The 18,921-nt window shown below is 70.7% G+C and carries 24 protein-coding genes and 1 riboswitch; of the genes, 6 read left to right on the top strand and 18 right to left on the bottom strand.

The features are described 5' to 3' along the window. Nucleotides 1-18 precede the first annotated feature (18 nt). From MOJ79_RS05385 to MOJ79_RS05365, 5 genes are read right to left on the bottom strand one after another with little or no spacing between them, the layout of a single operon-like run. Nucleotides 19-1,065, bottom strand: a complete 1,047-nt coding sequence (locus MOJ79_RS05385) for a DctP family TRAP transporter solute-binding subunit (protein WP_241923198.1) — start codon at nucleotides 1,063-1,065, stop codon at nucleotides 19-21. A 33-nt stretch (nucleotides 1,066-1,098) separates the two neighbouring features. Next, a complete protein-coding gene (locus tag MOJ79_RS05380) occupies nucleotides 1,099-2,397 on the bottom strand; it encodes a TRAP transporter large permease (protein WP_241923197.1) in 1,299 nt (432 codons plus the stop codon). After that, on the bottom strand, nucleotides 2,394-2,957 hold the full coding sequence (locus MOJ79_RS05375; protein ID WP_241923196.1) for a TRAP transporter small permease: 564 nt from the start codon (nucleotides 2,955-2,957) through the stop codon (nucleotides 2,394-2,396). The genes MOJ79_RS05380 and MOJ79_RS05375 overlap by 4 nt, the downstream gene beginning before the upstream one ends. A gap of 22 nt (nucleotides 2,958-2,979) precedes the next feature. Further along, nucleotides 2,980-3,936, bottom strand: a complete 957-nt coding sequence (locus tag MOJ79_RS05370; RefSeq protein WP_241923195.1) for an alpha-ketoacid dehydrogenase subunit beta — start codon at nucleotides 3,934-3,936, stop codon at nucleotides 2,980-2,982. After that, entirely contained in the window at nucleotides 3,936-4,910 is a 975-nt protein-coding gene (locus MOJ79_RS05365; protein WP_241923233.1) for a thiamine pyrophosphate-dependent dehydrogenase E1 component subunit alpha, read from the bottom strand. Before MOJ79_RS05365 ends, MOJ79_RS05370 begins: the two co-directional genes overlap by 1 nt. A gap of 237 nt (nucleotides 4,911-5,147) precedes the next feature. Between MOJ79_RS05365 and MOJ79_RS05360 the strand changes: the two genes are divergently transcribed. Both MOJ79_RS05360 and MOJ79_RS05355 read left to right on the top strand, forming a co-directional pair. Beyond that, nucleotides 5,148-5,522 (top strand): toxin-antitoxin system TumE family protein, encoded by a 375-nt coding sequence (locus MOJ79_RS05360; protein ID WP_241923194.1) that lies wholly within the window; start codon nucleotides 5,148-5,150, stop codon nucleotides 5,520-5,522. Further along, the gene (locus tag MOJ79_RS05355; RefSeq protein ID WP_241923193.1) at nucleotides 5,503-5,850 is read left to right on the top strand and encodes an HVO_A0114 family putative DNA-binding protein; all 348 of its coding nucleotides are present in this window, start codon (nucleotides 5,503-5,505) and stop codon (nucleotides 5,848-5,850) included. Before MOJ79_RS05360 ends, MOJ79_RS05355 begins: the two co-directional genes overlap by 20 nt. A gap of 184 nt (nucleotides 5,851-6,034) precedes the next feature. Here MOJ79_RS05355 and MOJ79_RS05350 read toward each other — a convergent pair whose 3' ends face one another. Next, complete coding sequence (locus tag MOJ79_RS05350) at nucleotides 6,035-6,385, bottom strand: hypothetical protein (protein WP_241923192.1); 351 nt, start codon at nucleotides 6,383-6,385, stop codon at nucleotides 6,035-6,037. Nucleotides 6,386-6,389: 4 nt separating this feature from the next. Further along, nucleotides 6,390-6,752: a hypothetical protein gene (locus MOJ79_RS05345; RefSeq protein WP_241923191.1), complete on the bottom strand. Its 363-nt coding sequence runs from the start codon at nucleotides 6,750-6,752 to the stop codon at nucleotides 6,390-6,392. 319 nt (nucleotides 6,753-7,071) lie between these two features. On the opposite strand from MOJ79_RS05345, the gene MOJ79_RS05340 reads away from it, so the two are divergent. Next, nucleotides 7,072-7,776: a PEP-CTERM sorting domain-containing protein gene (locus MOJ79_RS05340; RefSeq protein WP_241923190.1), complete on the top strand. Its 705-nt coding sequence runs from the start codon at nucleotides 7,072-7,074 to the stop codon at nucleotides 7,774-7,776. Here MOJ79_RS05340 and MOJ79_RS05335 read toward each other — a convergent pair. Then, the gene (locus MOJ79_RS05335) at nucleotides 7,767-8,843 is read right to left on the bottom strand and encodes a ligase-associated DNA damage response exonuclease (RefSeq protein ID WP_241923189.1); all 1,077 of its coding nucleotides are present in this window, start codon (nucleotides 8,841-8,843) and stop codon (nucleotides 7,767-7,769) included. The genes MOJ79_RS05340 and MOJ79_RS05335 overlap by 10 nt on opposite strands. A gap of 77 nt (nucleotides 8,844-8,920) precedes the next feature. Here MOJ79_RS05335 and MOJ79_RS05330 point away from each other — a divergent pair, with 77 nt between their 5' ends. From MOJ79_RS05330 to MOJ79_RS05320, 3 genes are all read left to right on the top strand, one after another. Continuing rightward, nucleotides 8,921-9,307, top strand: a complete 387-nt coding sequence (locus tag MOJ79_RS05330; protein ID WP_241923188.1) for a DUF805 domain-containing protein — start codon at nucleotides 8,921-8,923, stop codon at nucleotides 9,305-9,307. Between the two features lie 36 nt (nucleotides 9,308-9,343). Next, nucleotides 9,344-9,413: riboswitch (Fluoride riboswitch) on the top strand. 72 nt (nucleotides 9,414-9,485) lie between these two features. Then, complete coding sequence (crcB, locus tag MOJ79_RS05325; RefSeq protein WP_241923187.1) at nucleotides 9,486-9,884, top strand: fluoride efflux transporter CrcB; 399 nt, start codon at nucleotides 9,486-9,488, stop codon at nucleotides 9,882-9,884. Between the two features lie 3 nt (nucleotides 9,885-9,887). After that, nucleotides 9,888-10,214 carry a DUF190 domain-containing protein gene (locus tag MOJ79_RS05320; protein ID WP_119288093.1) on the top strand — a complete coding sequence of 109 codons (327 nt, stop codon included), beginning with the start codon at nucleotides 9,888-9,890 and terminating at the stop codon, nucleotides 10,212-10,214. A 24-nt stretch (nucleotides 10,215-10,238) separates the two neighbouring features. Here MOJ79_RS05320 and clsB read toward each other — a convergent pair whose 3' ends face one another. The 10 genes from clsB to MOJ79_RS05270 form a co-directional block, all read right to left on the bottom strand. Then, nucleotides 10,239-11,594, bottom strand: a complete 1,356-nt coding sequence (clsB, locus tag MOJ79_RS05315) for a cardiolipin synthase ClsB (protein ID WP_241923186.1) — start codon at nucleotides 11,592-11,594, stop codon at nucleotides 10,239-10,241. Beyond that, entirely contained in the window at nucleotides 11,591-12,403 is an 813-nt protein-coding gene (locus tag MOJ79_RS05310; protein WP_241923232.1) for an endonuclease/exonuclease/phosphatase family protein, read from the bottom strand. The genes clsB and MOJ79_RS05310 overlap by 4 nt, the downstream gene beginning before the upstream one ends. A gap of 11 nt (nucleotides 12,404-12,414) precedes the next feature. Next, the gene (gene nudB / locus MOJ79_RS05305; RefSeq protein ID WP_241923185.1) at nucleotides 12,415-12,924 is read right to left on the bottom strand and encodes a dihydroneopterin triphosphate diphosphatase; all 510 of its coding nucleotides are present in this window, start codon (nucleotides 12,922-12,924) and stop codon (nucleotides 12,415-12,417) included. Then, the gene (locus tag MOJ79_RS05300) at nucleotides 12,917-13,234 is read right to left on the bottom strand and encodes a CcdB family protein (RefSeq protein ID WP_241923184.1); all 318 of its coding nucleotides are present in this window, start codon (nucleotides 13,232-13,234) and stop codon (nucleotides 12,917-12,919) included. Before MOJ79_RS05300 ends, nudB begins: the two co-directional genes overlap by 8 nt. Nucleotides 13,235-13,239: 5 nt before the next feature. Further along, on the bottom strand, nucleotides 13,240-13,521 hold the full coding sequence (locus MOJ79_RS05295; RefSeq protein WP_241923183.1) for a type II toxin-antitoxin system prevent-host-death family antitoxin: 282 nt from the start codon (nucleotides 13,519-13,521) through the stop codon (nucleotides 13,240-13,242). A 91-nt stretch (nucleotides 13,522-13,612) separates the two neighbouring features. After that, entirely contained in the window at nucleotides 13,613-15,397 is a 1,785-nt protein-coding gene (gene aspS, locus MOJ79_RS05290; protein ID WP_241923182.1) for an aspartate--tRNA ligase, read from the bottom strand. Between the two features lie 97 nt (nucleotides 15,398-15,494). Continuing rightward, a complete protein-coding gene (locus MOJ79_RS05285; RefSeq protein WP_241923181.1) occupies nucleotides 15,495-16,157 on the bottom strand; it encodes a DUF502 domain-containing protein in 663 nt (220 codons plus the stop codon). Between the two features lie 77 nt (nucleotides 16,158-16,234). Next, complete coding sequence (locus tag MOJ79_RS05280) at nucleotides 16,235-16,540, bottom strand: FmdB family zinc ribbon protein (RefSeq protein ID WP_241923180.1); 306 nt, start codon at nucleotides 16,538-16,540, stop codon at nucleotides 16,235-16,237. A 182-nt stretch (nucleotides 16,541-16,722) separates the two neighbouring features. Continuing rightward, on the bottom strand, nucleotides 16,723-18,276 hold the full coding sequence (gene ubiB / locus MOJ79_RS05275) for a ubiquinone biosynthesis regulatory protein kinase UbiB (RefSeq protein WP_241923179.1): 1,554 nt from the start codon (nucleotides 18,274-18,276) through the stop codon (nucleotides 16,723-16,725). Continuing rightward, nucleotides 18,273-18,815 (bottom strand): hypothetical protein, encoded by a 543-nt coding sequence (locus MOJ79_RS05270; RefSeq protein WP_241923178.1) that lies wholly within the window; start codon nucleotides 18,813-18,815, stop codon nucleotides 18,273-18,275. The genes ubiB and MOJ79_RS05270 overlap by 4 nt, the downstream gene beginning before the upstream one ends. Nucleotides 18,816-18,921 lie beyond the last annotated feature (106 nt).

The raw sequence follows: 18,921 nt of genomic DNA, 5'->3' as shown, positions 1-18,921 counted from the left end.
TTCAGCGGCCACTGGCGTTCATTTGCGTGCCGCGATCGCCTTCTCGGCGGCGTCGACAAGACCGGCGCCGATCTGCACCTTCCACTTCTCATACACGGGCCGCGTAGCCTTGACGAACGCTTCGCGCTCGGTCGGGGTCAGTTCCGTGATGGTCACGCCAAGAGCGGCGATTTCCTTCAGCAGCGGCTTGTCGGCCTCGGCCAGCCCCTTGCGCGCGATGGCGATCTGCTCCTTGCCGGCATCGATGGCGGCCTGGCGCACGATCGCCTGGTCGGCCGGCGTCCAGCTGGCCCAGACGTCCTTGTTGACGACGAAGATCAGCGGGTCGGCCACGTAGCCCCACATCGTCACGTACTTCTGACCCACGGTGTGCAGCTTGGCGGCGGTGAAGACCGACATCGGGTTTTCCTGCCCGTCGACCGCGCCGCTGGCCAGCGCAGGCTGCGCGTCGGCCCAGCTCATCTGCGTGGGGTTGGCACCGAGCGCGGTGAAGGTATCCAGGAACAGCGGCGAGCCCACCACACGGATCTTCAGGCCTTTCAGATCATCGGGCGACTTGATCGGCTTCTTGCTGTTGGTGATCTCGCGGTAGCCGTTCTCGCCCCAGGCCAGCGGCAGAGCGCCGGCGCGGTCGACGATCTGGAAGATCTGTTTGCCGACCTCGCCCTGCGTCAGGGCGTCGATGGCCTTGTAGTCGGGCATCAGGAAGGGCAGCGAGAACAGGTTGAGTTCCTTGATCTGCGGCGACCAGTTGATGGTCGAGCCGATCGCCAGGTCGATGACGCCCTGGCGGATGGCGGTGAACTCGCGCGTCTGGTCGCCCTGCACCAGCGACACGCCGGGGTAGAGCTTGATGTTGATGCGGCCCTGGGTGCGCTCGCGCACGAGGTTGGCCCAGATCTCGCCGCCCTTGCCCCAGGGAAAGGCGGTGCCCACCACGAGGCTCATCTTGTACTCGGGTTTGTAGCCCGCGGGCAGCGGGGCCTGGGCCTGAGCCTGGACCAGCCCAGCGGCGGCCAGCGCAGTGGCCGCCAGAGTGAACTTCAGGAAGGAACGCACGTGCATCGTCAGTCTCCTCGCGTTGGAAAAAGTAGGCGGTCAATAGCCCAGCGCACGCGGCAGCCACAGCGCCAGGGAGGGGAAGAGGATCACCAGCAGCAGCACCACCAGCAGCGCCGCCAACAGCCAAAGCACCCAGCGCAGCGTGTCCTCGATGCGCACACCAGCGATGCGGCAGGCCACCATCAGGTTGACAGCGATCGGCGGCGTCACCTGGCCCACCGCCACCATCAGCGTCAGCAGCACGCCCAGCCACACCAGGTCCCACTGGAAGGCCGTGGCCACCGGAAGGAGCAGCGGGATGAAGATGAGAAAGATCGACACCCCGTCCAGCACCATGCCCACCAGGACGAGCAGCAACACCAGCAGTGCCAGCACACCCCATTCGCCCAGACCACTGTGAACGATGGCCTTGGTGACGGGGTCGATCAGCCCCAGCGTCGACAGCGAGTAGGCAAAGATGCCGGCCAGCGCCACGACGATCAGGATCACCGCCGACAACTCACCGGCGTCGCGCAGGATCGCGAAGAGGTCACGCACGCCGATCGTGCGGTGGATCACCATGCCGACGAACAGGCCGTAGAACACCGCCACCACCGCGGCCTCGGTGGGTGTGAACCAGCCGGCACGCATGCCGCCCAGGATAAGCACCGGCGCAAACAGGCCCCAGCTGGCTTCGCGCAGGCTGCGCCAAAACGGCGGCTTCGGCAGCTCCGCCTCGAGCTGGCCCATGCGATGGCGCCGAGCCAGCCACACCGTGGGCACGATCAGCGCCAGGCCCACCAGCACACCGGGCACCATGCCGGCGGCAAACAGTGCTGGCACCGAGGCCCCGGGCACCAGCACCGAATAGACGATGAAGGCGATCGACGGCGGGATCAGGATGTCGGTGGCCGCCGCCGCACCCACCACGCTGGCCGCATAAGACGGCGGATAGCCGGCGCGCGTCATCGCGGCGATCATCACGCTGCCCACGGCAGCCGCGGTGGCCGGACCCGACCCCGAGATGCCGCCCAGGAACATGGCCACCGCAATGGCCACCAGCGGCAGCATGCCGGGCCTTCGGCCGACGATGGCGGTGGCGAAATTGACCAGGCGCAACGCCACGCCCGAGCGCTCGAAGATGGTGCCCACGAGCACGAACATCGGGATCGCCAGCAGCGGGTATTTGCCCAAGCCGGCGTAGAAGTTCTGTGGCACGGCCAGTAGGCCGAACCATTGCGTGCCGGCATTGGCTAGCGCGATGGCGGCGGTACCAGCCAGACCCAGCGCGGCGCCAATGGGCACGCCGGCCACCATCAGCGCGACGAAAACTGCGAACAGCAGGGCACCGATCACTGCGGCGGCTCCGTCCAGCCGTCAGCAGAGTTCACCTTGTGCGGCCGGGCAGCTCGCTTGCGCCCGACACGCGCGAACAGGCCGAGCGCGCGTGCGGCGATGGCAACGCTGAGCACCGGCAGCCAGACGGAATACCACCACTGCGGCACGCCGATCCCGGGCGAGGTCTCCTCCCACCTAATATGGTCCCACACCAGCCTGGCGCTGAGCAGGGCCATGACACCGAAGAGGAGCGCCACCATCAGCGCCCCGAAGCGCGCCAGCATGCGCCGCCGGACGGCGCTGCCGCTGTCGGCAAAAGCTTCGATGCGGATGTGCCGGTTGCGCGCCACCGCTGCCGAGCCGGCCACCAGCGCCAGCACGATCATCAAAAAGACAGAGATCTCCTCGGTCCACGCGAACGACTGGTTCGTGAGGTAGCGCACCACGACGTTGGCGAAGGTGATGAGCGCCAGCGCGGCCATCACGATGACGGTAAGCCAATCCTCCAGCGCCAGCGGCACGCGGCTCTGTGCATCGGGGCTGGCGGGGTCTTCCTGTTGTTCTTTGGGCACTGGCATGGTCGCAGCGGGTGCGGAACGATCAGGCCAGCGCGGACCGCGCAGCGGCCAGGATGTCGGGTACGCCGATGCGGGACTGGGCCTCCAGCACCGGCGAATAGCCCACTGGGATGCGGGGCGCGCCCAGACGGCGCACCTTGCAGCCTACGTGTTCGGCGGCGGTGGCGGCGATCTCGGCACCGAAGCCAGCGACCTGTACCGCCTCGTGCACCACCAGCAAGCGGCCGCTGCGGGCGCACGACGAAAGCACCGTCTCGCGGTCCCAAGGCCAGATGGTGGCCAGGTCGATCAGCTCGACCTCCACCCCGTCGGCAGCCAGGACGTCACAAGCCTGAGCGCAGGCCTGGAGCTGGCGGCTCCAGCTCACCAGTGTGAGGTGTCGGCCCGGCCGCAGCACACGCGCGCGCCCGAGCGTGGCGGTCTGCGTGACATCGACCTCGCCAGCGCTGCCCCACAGGGTCTTGTGTTCGAGGTAGACCACCGGGTCGCCGCAGGCCAGCGCAGCGCGCAGTAGCGAATAGTTGTCCTGCGGCGTGGCAGGTGCGACGACGACGACGCCGGGCAGGTGCGCAAACCACGCCTCCAGGCTCTGCGAATGCTGCGCCGCCGAGGCGTCCCAGATGCCGTTCGGCATGCGCACCACCATCGGCACGCGACCCTGGCCGCCGAACATGTAGCGGTTCTTGGCCGCCTGGTTGACCAGCTCGTCCATGCCGCAGAGGGCAAAGTCGACCACCCGCATCTCGACCACCGGCCGCAGCCCGGCCAGTGCCATGCCGACGCCAGCACCCAGGATGGCGGCCTCGCTGATCGGCGTATCGATGACGCGCTCGGCCCCGAAGCGTTGCAGCAAGCCCTTGTACTGGCCGAAGATGCCGCCACGGCCGACGTCCTCGCCCAGCACGACCACGTTCGGGTCGGCTTCCATCTCGTGCGACACCGCGGCCACAGCGGCCTCGGCGTAGGTCATGGTAGTCATCACTCCCACACCCCCGCACCGGTGGTTTGCACGTCGGTGAAGGCAGCGGCCGGGTCGGGCCAGGGCGCGGCCTCGGCGGCGTCCAGCGCGGCCTGCACCTCGGCGGCGACCTCGGCGTCTATGGTGTCCAACGTCGCCATCTGCGCGCCGGGCAGCGCCAGGTAGGCGGCGCGGGCGCGGGCAATCGGGTCGGTCTTCAACGCGGCAGCCAGCTCGGCTGGGTCGCGGTAGGCGGCCGGGTCAACCGACACATGACCCTTGACGCGGTAGGTGACGGCGTGCAGCAGACGCGGCCCGGCCCCGCTGCGTACAGCGTCCACCAGCCGGCCGGCAGCGGCATACACGGCCAGCACGTCGTTGCCGTCCACACGCTCAGAGGCGATGTCCAGCGCCGCGGCACGCACGCTGGCACCCTCGCCGGCAGTCATCGGGCCACTGGCGGTGGTGGCGCTCCAGCGGTTGTCCTCACACACGAAGAGCACCGGCAGCTGGAAGACGCGCGCCCAGTTGAGCGCTTCGAGAAAGGGCCCGCGGTTGATGGCTCCGTCGCCGAAGAAGCAGGCCGTGATGGCGTCGCGCCGCTGCAGCTTCTGCGCATGCGCGGCGCCCACCGCGATCGGCAGGCCTGCGGCCACTACGCCATTGGCGCCCAGCATTCCGACCGAGAAATCGGCGATGTGCATCGATCCACCCTTGCCGCCGTTGAAGCCCGTGGCCTTGCCGAACAGCTCGGCCATCATGCGGCCCAAGTCGGCGCCCTTGGCAAGCGTATGGCCATGGCCACGGTGCGTGGAGGTGAGGTAGTCGTCGCGCCGCAGGTGGGCACACACGCCGGCGGCCACAGCCTCCTGCCCGGTCGACAGGTGCAGCGGTCCGCGCACCTTGGCAGTGCCGTCAGCCGCCTTGCCGTAGGCGCTGACGCCGCCCTGGCTCGCGGCCTCGGCGGCGTTTTCGAAGGCGCGAATCCGCGCCATCGTTCGATACAGGCTCGCCAGCCTTTGCAGGTCTGCGTTCAAGGCCGCTCCCGGCTTACTTGTATGACTGGTAACGACAGTGAGGAGAGTCCTCGTTGTCATTTTAGGAGGACGCTCCGGCGCGCCCGGCCGCGACCCTGCGCATGCAGGCTGCGACCGCACAAAGACGGTTTTGCAGTCATATGAGACAGTGCCGCCGTGCCGTGCGCCTTCGCGCGGCTGGCATGGACGCGCCTCTTGGGCATCACAGGTTCGAAGGGCGTCGAATGTTGGATCGATTGCCAACACTTGTGCGTGTTGGCATCATTTCTATCAATGATGGCCTCACCATTGATCCGTCGGCGGGTCGTGATGGCGGCAGACGCGTTTGTCGAGGTCGTCGTTTGGCGGGTGCGTAAGCCGGTCCCACCAGCAGCGCACCCGTTCAAGTACAGGCTGGCCTATGTGGTGCGCGGGCAGTGCGTCCTGCGGTACGACAGCGAAAGGGGCAAGGGCGGTCACCGTCATATCGGCAACGTGGAATCGGCCTATGCCTTCACGACGCCGGAACAACTCATGGTCGACTTCGAGTCGGAAGTGAAGAGGTGGAATCGTGAACACGGTCGTACTTGAAGTTCGCTCTCTGGCGCAGACTCTGGCCGATGCCGCCCACGCAATGAGAACGGGCCGAGGCGAGCGTGAGGCACGCATCGCGTTCGCGACGCCAGAGTTGCTCTGGCAAGTCCTGACCGCCAAGCGGTGGGAACTTCTCAAGGTCATGTGCCGAGCGGGACCGATGTCGATACGCGAGGCAGCCCGCAAGGCGGGCCGCGATGTCAAAGCGGTTCACAGTGACATCACGGCTTTGCTCGATGCGGGGGTATTGAGTCGCACACCGGAAGGGAAGGTCGAGTTCCCATTCGACGCCGTCAGGGTCGAGTTCTTGCTTCAGGCCGCATAGCGCAACGCAACCCGAATGACGGCTTCGGGGGCTCATTGCGGTTGCGGTCTGACCGCTGAAGGTCGATGCAGCATGGCATGAGCAGCCACCCCACGGACAAGACTTGCGCTGGGCCTCGCGCCAGGTAATCTGCCTGGAACGGATCTGCTGACCGCGCTCATCGCCGCCACCCTGAAGCGGCCAGTCATCGACGAAGATTCCTCGCGCAACCACGTGTGAACCTGCGGTCGCCCTCGTGGGGCCGCAGACGCGAGCCGCGATGGCGGCGTGCGCCGCGCGCGTGGAGACACCCAATTCGACGGAAGGCATCCCGCCGCAGACCCGGCGTCGTCCCCGGTGACCGGGTCTTGCCAAAGACGCTTGGAAATCCTGCTTCGGGCGAGCCCACGCGCACCGTCGCCAGCAGCTCGAGCAACGCGGCCACGTTCGACCGCACCGCGTCTTCGGTCGCCCGGCCGACGAGGTCCGCGTAGCGCCACTGGTCGCGCCCGAACGGGGCGTGGCCGCGGGTCTCGATGTCGTGCGCGAACACCACGACGTCATCCTGCAGCCGCAGCAGCCGATAGGCGATAGGCGATCGTGAGCGTCACCGTCTGGCCCCAACGGCCCGTGATGGGATGGGCGCGCAGCTCGGCGTGCAGTGCGAAGCCGGACGTCGGTGCGTCGCGACACGGCAGTCCGGCCTCGCGCAGCGCCTGCGCGAGGGCCTGCGCGACGTGCTCGGCGTGCCCGTCGCGCAGCCTGGCGCCGGCGACGCGCTGCAGGCGGTCGAGGCCGTCGACACGCCGCAGGCACAAGCCGTCGCGAGCGAGCGCCTCGTCGCCGCGCCAGGGCGCGGTCGGCGCAGGCGCATGGCCGCCACCGACAGCGAATACGCCGGCACCGGCGCCGTCGCGGCCCACAGCGTGCTTGCGCCCAACTGGGCCAGTCCTTCCAGGCCGGCGCAGCCGGCCGTCAGCATGCCCGCGAGCGCCATCGCCAACCGCGGCGCCAGGAAGCGCCGGTGCGACGACGGCGAGCGCCGCCGAGCAACACGCCAGTGCAACACGTCCTCCCGCTTCGGCGACGACGCTCCAGCATACCCCCCGAGATGCGGGTCAGTGCGCATCGGTTCAGCCCTTCACCCCGGGGTCGCGGGATGCGCGTCGGACCACCGGGCGATAGCGTCGTGGCTCATCTCGAGGCCAGCGGCCGACCTTGCAGCCCACCGACCCGATGCCCATGAAAACCCTGCACCGCCTGCTGGCCACGATGGCCCTGCTGCCCTGGGTGGCCAGCACCCATGCGGCCACACTGACGATGAACGGCTGGCTGTTCGGCAGCGGCCACACCGTGAATGTCTCCGCTCCCACGTACCGAGGCCTGGCCGGCGGCTTCAAGGGGACATTGAGCGGGCTGAGCGACACGCGGTTCAACAACGCCCTGGTCGAGATGTACTGCGTCGATCTGGCCGAGAGCCTCGACACCTCGCCCGGCCGCACGTATTCAGTGAAGATGGCCGGCGAACCTGGCACGGCGGTCTTCACGCTGATGCCGGCCAGCGCCCTGTTCTCCACCGCCGTCGTCGACCGGCTGGCGCGGCTGGTCAGCCTGGTCGAAGGCACGCCGACCTGGGTCGACACCTCGCAGGAGTCGACGTCGATGCAGCTGGCGATCTGGAACACGATCTACGACACCGACGTCTCGCTCACCGGCGGCACGTTCAACGATGCGAGCAGCCATGCGGCCTACGCCAACTCGCTGCTGGCCGCCTCCGTCGGGACGCCCGTCACGCAGGACCTGTACGTGCTGCGCTCGGTGGGACAGCCGGGCAAGCAGGATCAGCTGATCTGGATCCAGCGCGTGCCCGAACCGGCGACATGGGTGCTCGTGGCGCTGGCGCTGGGCGGCGCAGCGGGCGCGCGCCGCTGGCGGCCTCAAGGCTGATCGGCGCCCGCCGCCGGCGCCGCATCGTCGTCGAGCACGTCGTCACCATACTCGGTGCGAAACGACGCCGCGTCGAGCCCCTGCTCGCGCAGCCAGCGCACCATCACGGCCTCGTGGCCGTGCGTGACGATGACGCGCGCTGCCCCGGTGGCGCGGATGGCGCGCTGCAGCCCGGGCCAGTCGGCGTGGTCCGACAGCACGAAGCCGCGGTCGACGCCGCGGCGGCGGCGCGCGCCGCGCAGCTGCATCCAGCCGCTGGCGAACGCGTCGCTGCAGTCGCCGAAGCGCTTGAGCCACGCGCTGCCCTGCACCGACGGCGGCGCGACGACGAGCGCGCGCTTCAGGTCGTCGCGGCCCAGTTCGTGCGCGCGGTGCGTGGCCGGCAGCGCGATGCCGGCGGCACGGTACGCGGCGTTGACGGTCTCGACGGCGCCGTGCACGACGATCGGTCCGATCGACGCGTCCACACCCGCCAGCAGCCGCTGCGCCTTGCCGAAGCTGTAGCCCATCAGCAGGCTCGCGCGCCCGGCCGCGGCGTTGGCGGCCCACCACGCGTCGATCTCGGCGAACACCTCGGCCTGCGGCCGCCAGCGGTACACCGGCAGCCCAAACGTGCTCTCGGTGACGAAGACGTCGCAGCGCAGCGGCTCGAACGGCATGCAGGTCGGCTGGGTCTCGTCGTGCGCGCTGAGGTAGTAGTCGCCCGAGACGACCCACACGCGCCCCGCGCGCTCGAGCCGCACCTGCGCCGCGCCGAGCACGTGGCCGGCCGGGTGCAGGCTCACGCGCACGCCGCGGTGCTCGACCGCCTCGCCCCAGTCCAGTGTCTGCAGCGCGATGTCGTCGCCGAGCCGCGCGCGCAGCACGCCGGCGCTCGCTGCCGAGGCGAGGTAGTGCGCGTGACCGCGGCGCGCGTGGTCGGCGTGGGCGTGCGTGATGACGGCGCGCCCGACCGGCCGCCACGGGTCGATGAAGAAGTCGCCCGGCGGGCAGTACAGCCCCTCGGGGCGCTCGACGACGAGGTCGGCCGCGGCGCACAGCGCCACGGTGTCGGATGTCACGGCCACCGCGCGATCGTAGACGCAAGGCGCACGGCGTCGCGGCGCCCGCGTATGCTCGCGGCCTCGCCACGCACCGCCTCGCCGTGAACGCACCCGACGCCGCCACCCGCCGCTCCGCGCCGATGGAGCCGGCGCAGATCTTCTTCAGCGCGCACGGGCGCATCTCGCGGCGCACGTGGTGGCTGTACGGCGTTGCGGCGATCCTCGGCCTCGGGCTGCTGCTGACGGCGCTGCTGCGCATCGCCGGCGCCGACGAGGACACGGCCACCGCCGTCGCGTCGCTGGTGCTGCTGTGGCCGTCGCTGGCGATCTCGATCAAGCGCTGGCACGACCGCGACAAGTCGGCGTGGTGGGTGCTCGTCGGGCTGATCCCGGTCATCGGCGGGCTGTGGCTGCTGATCGAAAACGGCTTCCTGCGCGGCACGCCCGGCCCCAACCGCTACGGCGACGACCCGCTCGCCGTGCGCTGACTCGCGCAGCGCCGCGCGCCGCGGCTTGCGCTACGATGCGCGCCAGGAGATGGCATGCCTCCTCGAACCGCCCGGCCAGCGCGGGGCCGATGACGCCTGCGAACCGGCCCGCCGGGCGGTCGCGTAGCGCCGCATCGCTTCCGCCCGCGGCGGCCCACCCGCAACAAGGACGGACCGCGTGCTCGCCTCGATTGTCGCGATCAGCGCTGGCGCCTCGCTCGGCGCGCTGCTGCGCTGGGTGCTGGGCACCCAGCTCAATGCCCTGTTTCCGATGCTGCCGCCGGGCACGCTGGTGGCCAACCTCGTCGGCGGCTACCTGATCGGCGTCGCGGTGGCCTGGTTCGGCAGCCATCCCGGCCTCGCGCCCGAATGGCGGCTGTTCATCGTCACCGGCTTCCTCGGCGGGCTGACGACGTTCTCGACCTTCTCGGCCGAGGTCGTCGCCCAGCTGCAGGCCGGCCGCCCCGGCTGGGCGCTGGCCACCGCGGCGGCACACCTGCTGGGCAGCGTCGCGATGACGCTGCTGGGCATCGCCACCGTCGCGTTCGCGCGCGCACCTTCGTCGCTCGGAGGCTGAATCATGAAGGGCTACCAGGTCACGTTCATCACGCCGCAGGGCCGCCGCCACGGCCGCCAGACGGTGCACGACTGGCTGCTCGGCGTGTGCCGCGAGGTCGGCGTGCAGGGCGTCACGACGGTGGTCGCGGCCGAGGGCATCGGGCGCAACGGCAGGCTGCACGCAGCGCACTTCTTCGAGCTCGCCGACCAGCCGGTCGAGGTCGTCGTCGCGCTGACGCCCGAGCAGTGCGACGCGCTGTTTCGCCGCCTCGAGGCCGAGCAGGCCAACCTGTTCTACGTGCGCACCGAAGTCGAGTTCGGTGTCGTCGGCGCGCCGCCGCCCGGCTGAGCGCGACGCGGCGACGCGCCGCCGTCAGTACCGCCCGCCGACGCCGGCCACGCGCAGGTACAGCCGCGCGAGCCACGCCATCACGGCGCGCTGCAGCACGGCCCACGGGCCCTGCGCGAGGCCGGGGCGCGTGACCTCGCGCGACTGCGCGATCGCGCGGTCGAACTCGGCGGCCAGCTCGCGCGTGAAGTCGGGGTCGCGCACGACGACGTTGGCCTCGAGGTTGAGCAGCAGCGACATCGGGTCGATGTTGGAGCTGCCCACCGTGGCCCAGTCGTCGTCGACGAGCGCGACCTTGGCGTGCAGGAACGCGGCCTGGTATTCGTGGATGTGCACGCCGCGCGACAGCAGCTCGGTGTACAGCGAGCGCGCCGCGAAGCCGGCGATGCGGTAGTCGAGCTTGCCCTGCAGCAGCAGGCGCACGCGCACGCCGCGCTGGACGGCGTCGCGCAGCGTGCGGCGGAACTGGCGCCCGGGGTAGAAGTACGGGCTCGCGAGGTCGATGCGCGTGCGCGCGCGGCGGAACGCATCGATGTAGGCGCGCTCGATCGCGCGGCGCTGGCGCAGGTTGTCGCGCACGACGAAGGCGGCCAGCATCGGCGCGTCGGCCGTCTCGGCGAGCACGCTGTCGCCGGCGACGATGCGCACCTCGCGCAGCAGCGCGCGCACGCGCGCCAGCGGGTCGGCCGCGCGCGCGAGCGCGCGCATCTGGTCGGGCCAGTCCTCGCCGAACGACGCACGGTGCCACATCGCCTGCGTCGTCTGCAGCACCGGCGCGACGACGGGGCCGCGCACCTCGACGGCGAAGTCCAGCCGCGGCTCGGCGGTGGGACCGTGGCGCAGGTCGTGGCGGTCGTCGATGATGTTGATGCCGCCGACGTAAGCGACCTCGGCGTCGACGACGCACAGCTTCTGGTGCAGCCGCCGCAGGTGCTCGGGCTGCAGCAGCGCACGCCAGTTCGTCACCGGCCGGAACACCGTCAGCCGCACGCCGCTGCCGGCCCACCAGCGCTGCAGCGTCGGCAGCGCCGACATCGAGCCGAAGCCGTCGACGACGACATGCACGCGCACGCCGCGCCGCGCCGCGGCGGCCAGTGCATCGGCGACGCGCTTGGCGGCGGCGTCGTGGTGGAAGATGTAGGTGGCGAGCCACACCTCGTCGCGCGAGCGCTCGATCGCGTCGCACATCGCCGGGAACATCTCGTCGCCGCCGCGCAGCAGGCGCACGCGGTTGCCGCCGGTGAACAGCGCCCGCGGGTGCAGGTACCAGCGCAGGTCGTGGTGGCCGGGGTCCGGCGGGGCCTCGGCGGGCGGCAGCGTCGGGGCCGCCGCGGGCGCTGGAGCCACCGCCGGCGCCGGCGGCAACGGACCCTCGGTCACGCGAGTTCGAGCTCGGCCACCAGCGGCAGGTGGTCCGACATGCGGGCCCACGCGCCGCCGCGGGGCACGAAGGTCGAGCGGCACACGAGCCCGCGCATGTAGACGCGGTCGAGCGCGAACACCGGCACGCGCGACGGGAACGTCAGCCGGTGCGACGCCGGCAGGTGCTCGGCGCGCGCGCGCGTGAGGCCAATCTCGGCCATCGGGCCATCGAGCTTCTCGCCCCAGTCGTTGAAGTCGCCGGCCACCAGCAGCGGCTCGCCGCGCGGCACGTTCGCGTCGAGGTACTGCGCGAGCCGCTGCACCTGGCGCACACGGCTGGCGTGGATCAGCCCGAAGTGCGCGACGACGGCGTGGACCGTCAGCCCCTGCCACTGCACCGGCACGTGCAGCAGGCCGCGCTGCTCGAACGGGTGGTCCGACACGTCGTAGTGGCCGGGCTCGCCGATCGGCCAGCGCGACAGCAGCGCGTTGCCGTGCTCGCCATGACGCGTGACGGCGTTGGTGCGGTAGGCGACGTCGTAGCCCTCGGGCGCGAGGAACTCGGCCTGCCCCTGCTGCGGCCAGCCGAACCAGGTGCGCTCGAACTGGCGCGCCTCGCGCGCATGGAACAGCCGCACCTCCTGCAGGAACACGAGGTCGGCGTCGAGCGCCTCGATGCCCAGCCCGAGGTTGTGGATCTCCAGGCGCTTCCTCGGGCCGACACCGCGCACGCCCTTGTGGATGTTGTAAGTGGCCACGCGCAGCACCTCCCCCGCGCCGTCGAACGGCGGCAGCAGCGTCGACTGCAGCGGGTTGAGTTGCCTCAGGTGCTGGCGGATCACGGTCGGCGGTCCTCGGGCGGCGGGTCCGGCAGGAAGTGCGGCAGTTGCAGGATGGCCTCGGCGTTGCTCGGCGAGAAGCAGCGGTCGGCCGCCTCGCGCCAGGGCAGCCATTCGAACCGCAGATGCTCGCGCGGGTTCAGCGTGACCGCGATGCCGCGCGGCACCGTCAGGCCGAACACGTGCTCGGTGTTGTGCGTCACGCCGCTCGCGTAGCGGTGGCGCCACACCGGGTAGATCTCGTAGACGTTGGCCAGGCCCCAGTCGCGCAGCGCCGACAGCGGCACGTCGCCGCCGTCGCCGATCGCGATGCCGGTCTCCTCGGCGACCTCGCGCACGCAGGTGCGCACGAGCGGCTCGTCGGTGTCGTCCTTCGAGCCGGTGACGCTTTGCCAGTAGCCGGGCCGGTCGGCGCGCTCGATCAGCAGCACCTCGCGCTGCGGCGTGTGGATCACGACCAGCACCGACTCGGGGATCTTGGGACGGCGGCCGGCCGCGGACTCAGACACCGCTGACCACCGCGTCGAGGGCGTCGACCAGCGACGCCGATGCATGCCGCAGCGAGGCCACCGGCTCGCGCAGCAGTCGTGCCGGCAGCGGTGCACACAGCTGCGCCGCCGGATACAGCCTTTCACCGCCAATGTCGACCGGCTGCGAGAGCCGCCGCGGCATCGCCCCCGCGGGCACCGACATGCGCGCGAGCGGCATCACCAGCCGCGTCGCGAAACGGTCGAGTTGGTCGCTCTGGATCACGACGAGATACGGGAACGCCTCGCGCTGAGCCGGCGACGGATTGGCGTAGACGTCGAATTGCGCCATGCCCGTCACCAAGGGCGGAATTCTTCGCCAGGGATGCCGAAGCGATCGACCAGGCGGTTCTGCTCGTCGACCCAGTCCTTGTACTTCTCGTAGAACGCGGCACCGGCGTCGTGGCCCGAGGCAGCCGGCCGCTGCTCGGCGCGCAGCAGCTGCGCGTAGCGCTCGCTCGAGATCACGACGCTGTACGGCCGCCCGGCCTTCTCGATGAACACCGGCTCACGCTGCGAACGTTCGAGCACCTGCCCGAGACGGTTCTTGGCTTCGGTGGCGGTGACGCTCGTCGGCATGGCAGGCAGCCCGTTAGCTAATCTGGCCATCGATCGTACACCGCCGCCGCGCCAGCGCGCGGGCGGCGACCCCACCGGCCGTGTGCCGCGCTCAGGTGCGCGGATTGCGCAGCCGGATGTGCAGCTCGCGCAGCTGCTTCTCGTCGACCGGGCTCGGCGCGCCGGTCAGCAGGCACTGCGCGCGCTGCGTCTTCGGGAACGCGATCACGTCGCGGATCGACTCGGCGCGCGTCATCAGCGTGACGAGCCGGTCCAGCCCGAACGCGAGCCCGCCGTGCGGCGGCGCGCCGTACTGCAGCGCGTCGAGCAGGAAGCCGAACTTCGCCCGCGCCTCCTCGTCGCTGATGTTCAGTGCCTTGAACACCTTGCGCTGCACGTCGGCGCGGTGGATGCGCACCGAGCCGCCGCCGAGCTCCCAGCCGTTGAGCACCATGTCGTAGGCCTTGGCCAGGCAGGCGCCGGGGTCGCTGTCCATCAGGTCCTCGTGGCCGTCCTTCGGCGACGTGAAGGGGTGGTGCATCGCGTTCCAGCGGCCCTCGTCCTCGTCGTACTCGAACATCGGGAAGTCGACGACCCACAGCGGCGCCCAGCGGTCTTCGAACAGGCCCTTCGCGCGGCCGAACTCGCTGTGGCCGATCTTCGTGCGCAGCGCGCCGAGCGCGTCGTTGACGACCTTGGCCTTGTCGGCGCCGAAGAAGATCAGGTCGCCGTTGGCCGCGCCGGTGCGCTGCAGGACCGCGGCGATCGCCGCGTCGTGCAGGTTCTTGACGATCGGGCTTTGCAGCCCCTCGCGGCCCTTCGCGAGGTCGTTGACCTTGATCCACGCCAGCCCCTTGGCGCCGTAGATCTTGACGAACTCGGTGTAGCCGTCGATCTCGCCGCGGCTCATCTCGCCGCCGCCGGGCACGCGCAGCGCGGCCACGCGTCCACCCGGGGTCGTGGCCGGCCCGGAGAAGACCTTGAACTCGACGTCGGCCATCACGTCGGTCAGCTCGGTGAACTCGAGCTTCACGCGCAGGTCGGGCTTGTCGCTGCCGAAGCGGTGCATCGCCTCGGCGTAGGTCATCACCGGGTACGCCGGCAGCTCGACGCCGAGCGCGCGCTGGAACACGCGGCGGATCATGCCCTCGAACAGCGCGCGGATCTCGTCCTCACCGAGGAACGAGGTCTCGATGTCGATCTGCGTGAACTCGGGCTGGCGGTCGGCGCGCAGGTCCTCGTCGCGGAAGCACTTCGTGATCTGGTAGTAGCGGTCGAAGCCGGCAACCATCAGCAGCTGCTTGAACAGCTGCGGCGACTGCGGCAGCGCGAAGAACATGCCGTCGTGCACGCGGCTGGGCACGAGGTAGTCGCGCGCGCCCTCGGGCGTGCTCTTGGTCAGCATCGGCGTCTCGATGTCGATGAAGCCGTGCTCGTCGAGGAACTTGCGCGCCTCCATCGCGACGCGGTAGCGCAGCATCAGGTTCTTCTGCATCTGCGGGCGGCGCAGGTCGAGCACGCGGTGCGTCAGGCGCACCGTCTCGCTGAGGTTGTCGTCGTCGAGCTGGAACGGCGGCGTCACGCTCGGGTTGAGCACCTCGAGCTCGTGCGCGAGCACCTCGACCTTGCCGCTGACGAGGTTGGCGTTCTCGGTGCCGGCCGGCCGCGCGCGCACGACGCCGACGACCTTCAGGCAGAACTCGTTGCGTACGCCTTCGGCGGTGGCGAACGTCTGCGGCCGGTCAGGGTCGCAGACGACCTGCACGATGCCTTCGCGGTCACGCAGGTCGATGAAGATCACGCCGCCGTGGTCGCGCCGGCGGTGCGCCCAGCCCATCAGGGTCACGGTCTGGCCCATCAGGGCGTCGCTGACGAGGCCGCAGTAAGTGGTTCTCATGGGGTTTTGACTCCGGGTCGCGATGTGCTGGGGGTCGGGACGGTGACGGCAGGCGTGGCACGCGGCTTCGCGACGGGCCGGGCGCTGCGGCGCACGCTCAGCCGGCGGGGTTTCGTGCCAGTGGCAGCTTGGGCGGCGCGCCCGGCGCGGCGGCCGGCACGACGACGCCCATCGAGATGATGTACTTCAGCGCCGCGTCGACGCTCATGTCGAGTTCGATCACGTCGGCGCGCGGCAGCATCAGGAAGAAGCCCGACGTCGGGTTCGGCGTCGTCGGCACGTAGATGCTCAGGTAGTCGCCCTGCAGGTGCTCGGCGACCTCACCGCCGGGCTTGCCGGTCACGAAGGCGATCGTCCACGCGCCGGCGCGCGGGTACTGCACCAGCACCGCCTCGCGAAACGCCTGCCCGCTGCTCGAGAACAGCGTGTCCGAGACCTGCTTGACCGAGCTGTAGATCGACTTGACGATCGGAATCTTGCCGACGAGCCGGTCCCACTGGCGCAACCACCACTGGCCGAAGAAGTTGGTCGCGAACACGCCGGTGGCCAGCAGCAGCACGAACACGACGACGACGCCGAGCCCAGGCCAGTCGCGCAGCCGCTCGATGCCCGACTGCGCGCTCGCCGGCGCGATGGCCGCCACTGCCGACAGCAGCGCGCCGAACACGCCGTCCATCAGGCCGACGAGCCACAGCAGCACGTACACCGTGATGGCCAGCGGCAGCCACACGAGCACGCCGGCGACGAGAAACCGCTTCACGTCGGGCCTTCAGCGGGCGGTCGGGGGGTGCGGGCAGGCGGTGCGGCAGGCCGCGTCGGTGCCGGGCCGCGCCGCGTTCAGGCGCAGCCGCACGAGGCGCCGCAGCCGCCGGACGGCGCGCCGGCGTCGCTCGTGGCGGTGGCCGGCTTGGATTCGCTGGCGGGCGCGCCGTCGGCGGGCTTGGCCGACGCGCCGCCACTGCCACCGCGAAAGTCGGTCACGTACCAGCCCGAACCCTTGAGCTGGAAGCCGGCGGCCGTCACCTGCTTGGCGAAGGTCTCGGCGCCGCAGGACGGGCAGGTGGTCAGCACGGGGTCGGAGATCTTCTGCAGCACGTCCTTCGCGTGGCCGCAGGACGAGCAGCGGTAGGCGTAGATGGGCATGATGCAACTCCTGCCGGCGCTCGCGCACCGGGGTTGGGGTGAGGGGGACTCTCGGGCCGTTCAGCGCCCGCCACCGCGGGCGGCAGCGGCACGGCTGAAAAACCTTGAATTCTACATTTCGAGGCCCCGCCGCCGGTTTCAACCCCCCTGCCCGGCCCCGCGCCGCGCCGGCGCGGCCGCGCTCAGCCGCGCAGCCAGTGCAGCCAGGCCTGCGTCAGCACCGCGCCGGTGACGAAGCCGGCGACGGCCAGCACCACCGATTGCACCAGCCGGCGTGTGCGCCGCTGCTCGGCGAGCAGCTCGCGCAGCAGCGGCACCGGGTCGCCGGCGCGCTGCTGCAGCGACTGGTGCACCAGCCGCGGCAGCTCGGGCAGCAGGTGCGCGTAGCGCGGCGCCTCGTTGCCCAGGCGCGCGAGGAAGCCGCGCCAGCCGACCTGCTCGTCCATCCAGCGCTCGAGGAACGGTTTGGCCGTGCTCCACAGGTCCAGGTCCGGGTCGAGCTCGCGCCCGAGGCCCTCGATGTTGAGCAGCGTCTTTTGCAGCAGCACGAGCTGCGGCTGGATCTCGACGTTGAAGCGCCGCGAGGTCTGGAACAGCCGCATCAGCACGTTGCCCAGCGAGATCTCCTTGAGCGGGCGGTCGAAGTACGGCTCGCACACGGCACGGATCGCCGACTCGAGCGCGTCGACGCGCGTCGACGGCGGCACCCATCCCGACTCGACGTGCAGTTCGGCCACGCGCTTGTAGTCGCGGCGGAAGAACGCGATGAAGTTCTGCGCCAGGTAGTCCTTGTCGAAGTCGGTCAGCGTGCCGACGATGCCGAAGTCCAGCGCGATGTAGCGCCCGAACGTGGCCGGCGCGACCGAGACCTGGATGTTGCCCGGGTGCATGTCGGCGTGGAAGAAGCCGTCGCGGAACACCTGGGTGAAGAAGATCGTCACGCCGTCGCGCGCGAGCTTCTTGAAGTCGACGCCGGCGTCGCGCAGGCGCTGCACCTGGTTGATCGGGATGCCGTTCATGCGCTCCATCACGATCACGCCCGGCGTGCACAGCTCCCAGATCATCTCGGGGATCAGCACCAGGTTCAGCCCCTGCATGTTGCGCCGCAGCTGCGCGGCGTTGGCCGCCTCGCGCACGAGGTCGAGCTCGTCGTGCAGGTAGCCGTCGAACTCGGCCACCACCTCGCGCGGCTTCAGCCGCCGCCCGTCGACCGAGACGCGCTCGACCCAGCGCGCCAGCCGGTGCAGCAGCGCGAGGTCGTCGTCGATCACGGCGAGCATGCCCGGGCGCAGCACCTTGACCGCGACCTCGCGCCCGTCGAGCAGCTGCGCGAAGTGCACCTGCGCGATCGACGCGCTGGCCACCGGCTCGGCGTCGAAGCGAGCGAACACCTGCTCGATCGGGCGGCCGAACGCGCGCTCGACGAGCGCGCGCGACTGCGCGCTCGGAAACGGCGGCACGCGGTCCTGCAGCCGCGCGAGCTCGTCGGCGATGTCGGGCGGCAGCAGGTCGCGGCGCGTGCTCAGCACCTGGCCGAACTTGACGAAGATCGGCCCCAGCCGCTCGAGCGCGCGCCGCAGCCGCACGCCGCGCGGCTCGTCGAGCCGGCGGCCGATCGTGATCACGCGCGCCAGCAGCCGCACCCAGCGCTGGCGGAACCCCGACAGCGCGATGTCGTCCAGCCCGAAGCGCAGGACGGTGAAGACGATGAAGACCAGTCGCGCGAACTGCCTCATGGGCCGCCGCGCTCGGCGCCGCCGGGCTTCAGGCGCGTGGCCAGGTCGACGCCGGTGCGCACGGCCGTGCGCAGCGCGCGCGCCAGTGCCGAGCCGGCACGCGCCAGGTCGTGCGCGACGCGCGCACCGAACACGCGCTCGAGGTCGGCCTCGGCGTCCCAGCGCACGTTGTCGATGACCCAGTGCACGTCGGCGGCGAGCGCCGCGTCGCCGGCGATCTCGACGTCCGGCGTGTCGCCGAGCAGCACGCGCGCGCCGAGCAGCGCCGGGTTCGACGCATCGACGCGCACGTGCAGGTCCGGCTCGGCGAGGCCCTCGGCCTGCCATTCGACGAGCCCTGCGGGCGTGACGGCGAACGCCAGACGCGGCGGTGGCGGCAGCAGCGACGGCCAGCGCTCGAGGTCGACGTGCACCGTGCGCCCGCGGTGCGCGGCCAGCCGCTGCGTGGCCGCCGGCTCGGCGGCGAGCACGTGGTTGATGGCCAGCGTCAGCCGCTCCATCATGGCCGGGGCGACGAGCGAGGCGAGCGCGTGAAGCATGCACGGATTGTAGGCAGCGCCCACCCCGCATCCGGTCGTCTCGACGGGGCCGCCCGTTGTGGACAATGCGGCGGCGCCCACCGAGCGCGGCGCCGACCACTTCCCC

Origin of the sequence: Calidifontimicrobium sp. SYSU G02091 (assembly GCF_022631395.1) — a bacterium.
Lineage (GTDB): Bacteria > Pseudomonadota > Gammaproteobacteria > Burkholderiales > Burkholderiaceae_C > Calidifontimicrobium > Calidifontimicrobium sediminis.
Note: the sequence above shows the minus strand (reverse complement) of the source record. Positions and strands in the feature narration are given on the sequence as shown.

What these genes read in the sequence shown, in the direction of transcription:
- MOJ79_RS05385 (WP_241923198.1), bottom strand. Translation starts at nt 1,065, where the DNA reads ATGCACGTGCGTTCCTTCCTGAAGTTCACTCTGGCGGCCACTGCGCTG.
- MOJ79_RS05375 (WP_241923196.1), bottom strand. Translation starts at nt 2,957, where the DNA reads ATGCCAGTGCCCAAAGAACAACAGGAAGACCCCGCCAGCCCCGATGCA.
- MOJ79_RS05370 (WP_241923195.1), bottom strand. Translation starts at nt 3,936, where the DNA reads ATGACTACCATGACCTACGCCGAGGCCGCTGTGGCCGCGGTGTCGCAC.
- MOJ79_RS05365 (WP_241923233.1), bottom strand. Translation starts at nt 4,910, where the DNA reads ATGGCGCGGATTCGCGCCTTCGAAAACGCCGCCGAGGCCGCGAGCCAG.
- MOJ79_RS05340 (WP_241923190.1), top strand. Translation starts at nt 7,072, where the DNA reads ATGAAAACCCTGCACCGCCTGCTGGCCACGATGGCCCTGCTGCCCTGG.
- MOJ79_RS05320 (WP_119288093.1), top strand. Translation starts at nt 9,888, where the DNA reads ATGAAGGGCTACCAGGTCACGTTCATCACGCCGCAGGGCCGCCGCCAC.
- MOJ79_RS05300 (WP_241923184.1), bottom strand. Translation starts at nt 13,234, where the DNA reads ATGGCGCAATTCGACGTCTACGCCAATCCGTCGCCGGCTCAGCGCGAG.
- MOJ79_RS05295 (WP_241923183.1), bottom strand. Translation starts at nt 13,521, where the DNA reads ATGCCGACGAGCGTCACCGCCACCGAAGCCAAGAACCGTCTCGGGCAG.
- aspS (WP_241923182.1), bottom strand. Translation starts at nt 15,397, where the DNA reads ATGAGAACCACTTACTGCGGCCTCGTCAGCGACGCCCTGATGGGCCAG.
- MOJ79_RS05280 (WP_241923180.1), bottom strand. Translation starts at nt 16,540, where the DNA reads ATGCCCATCTACGCCTACCGCTGCTCGTCCTGCGGCCACGCGAAGGAC.
- ubiB (WP_241923179.1), bottom strand. Translation starts at nt 18,276, where the DNA reads ATGAGGCAGTTCGCGCGACTGGTCTTCATCGTCTTCACCGTCCTGCGC.
- MOJ79_RS05270 (WP_241923178.1), bottom strand. Translation starts at nt 18,815, where the DNA reads ATGCTTCACGCGCTCGCCTCGCTCGTCGCCCCGGCCATGATGGAGCGG.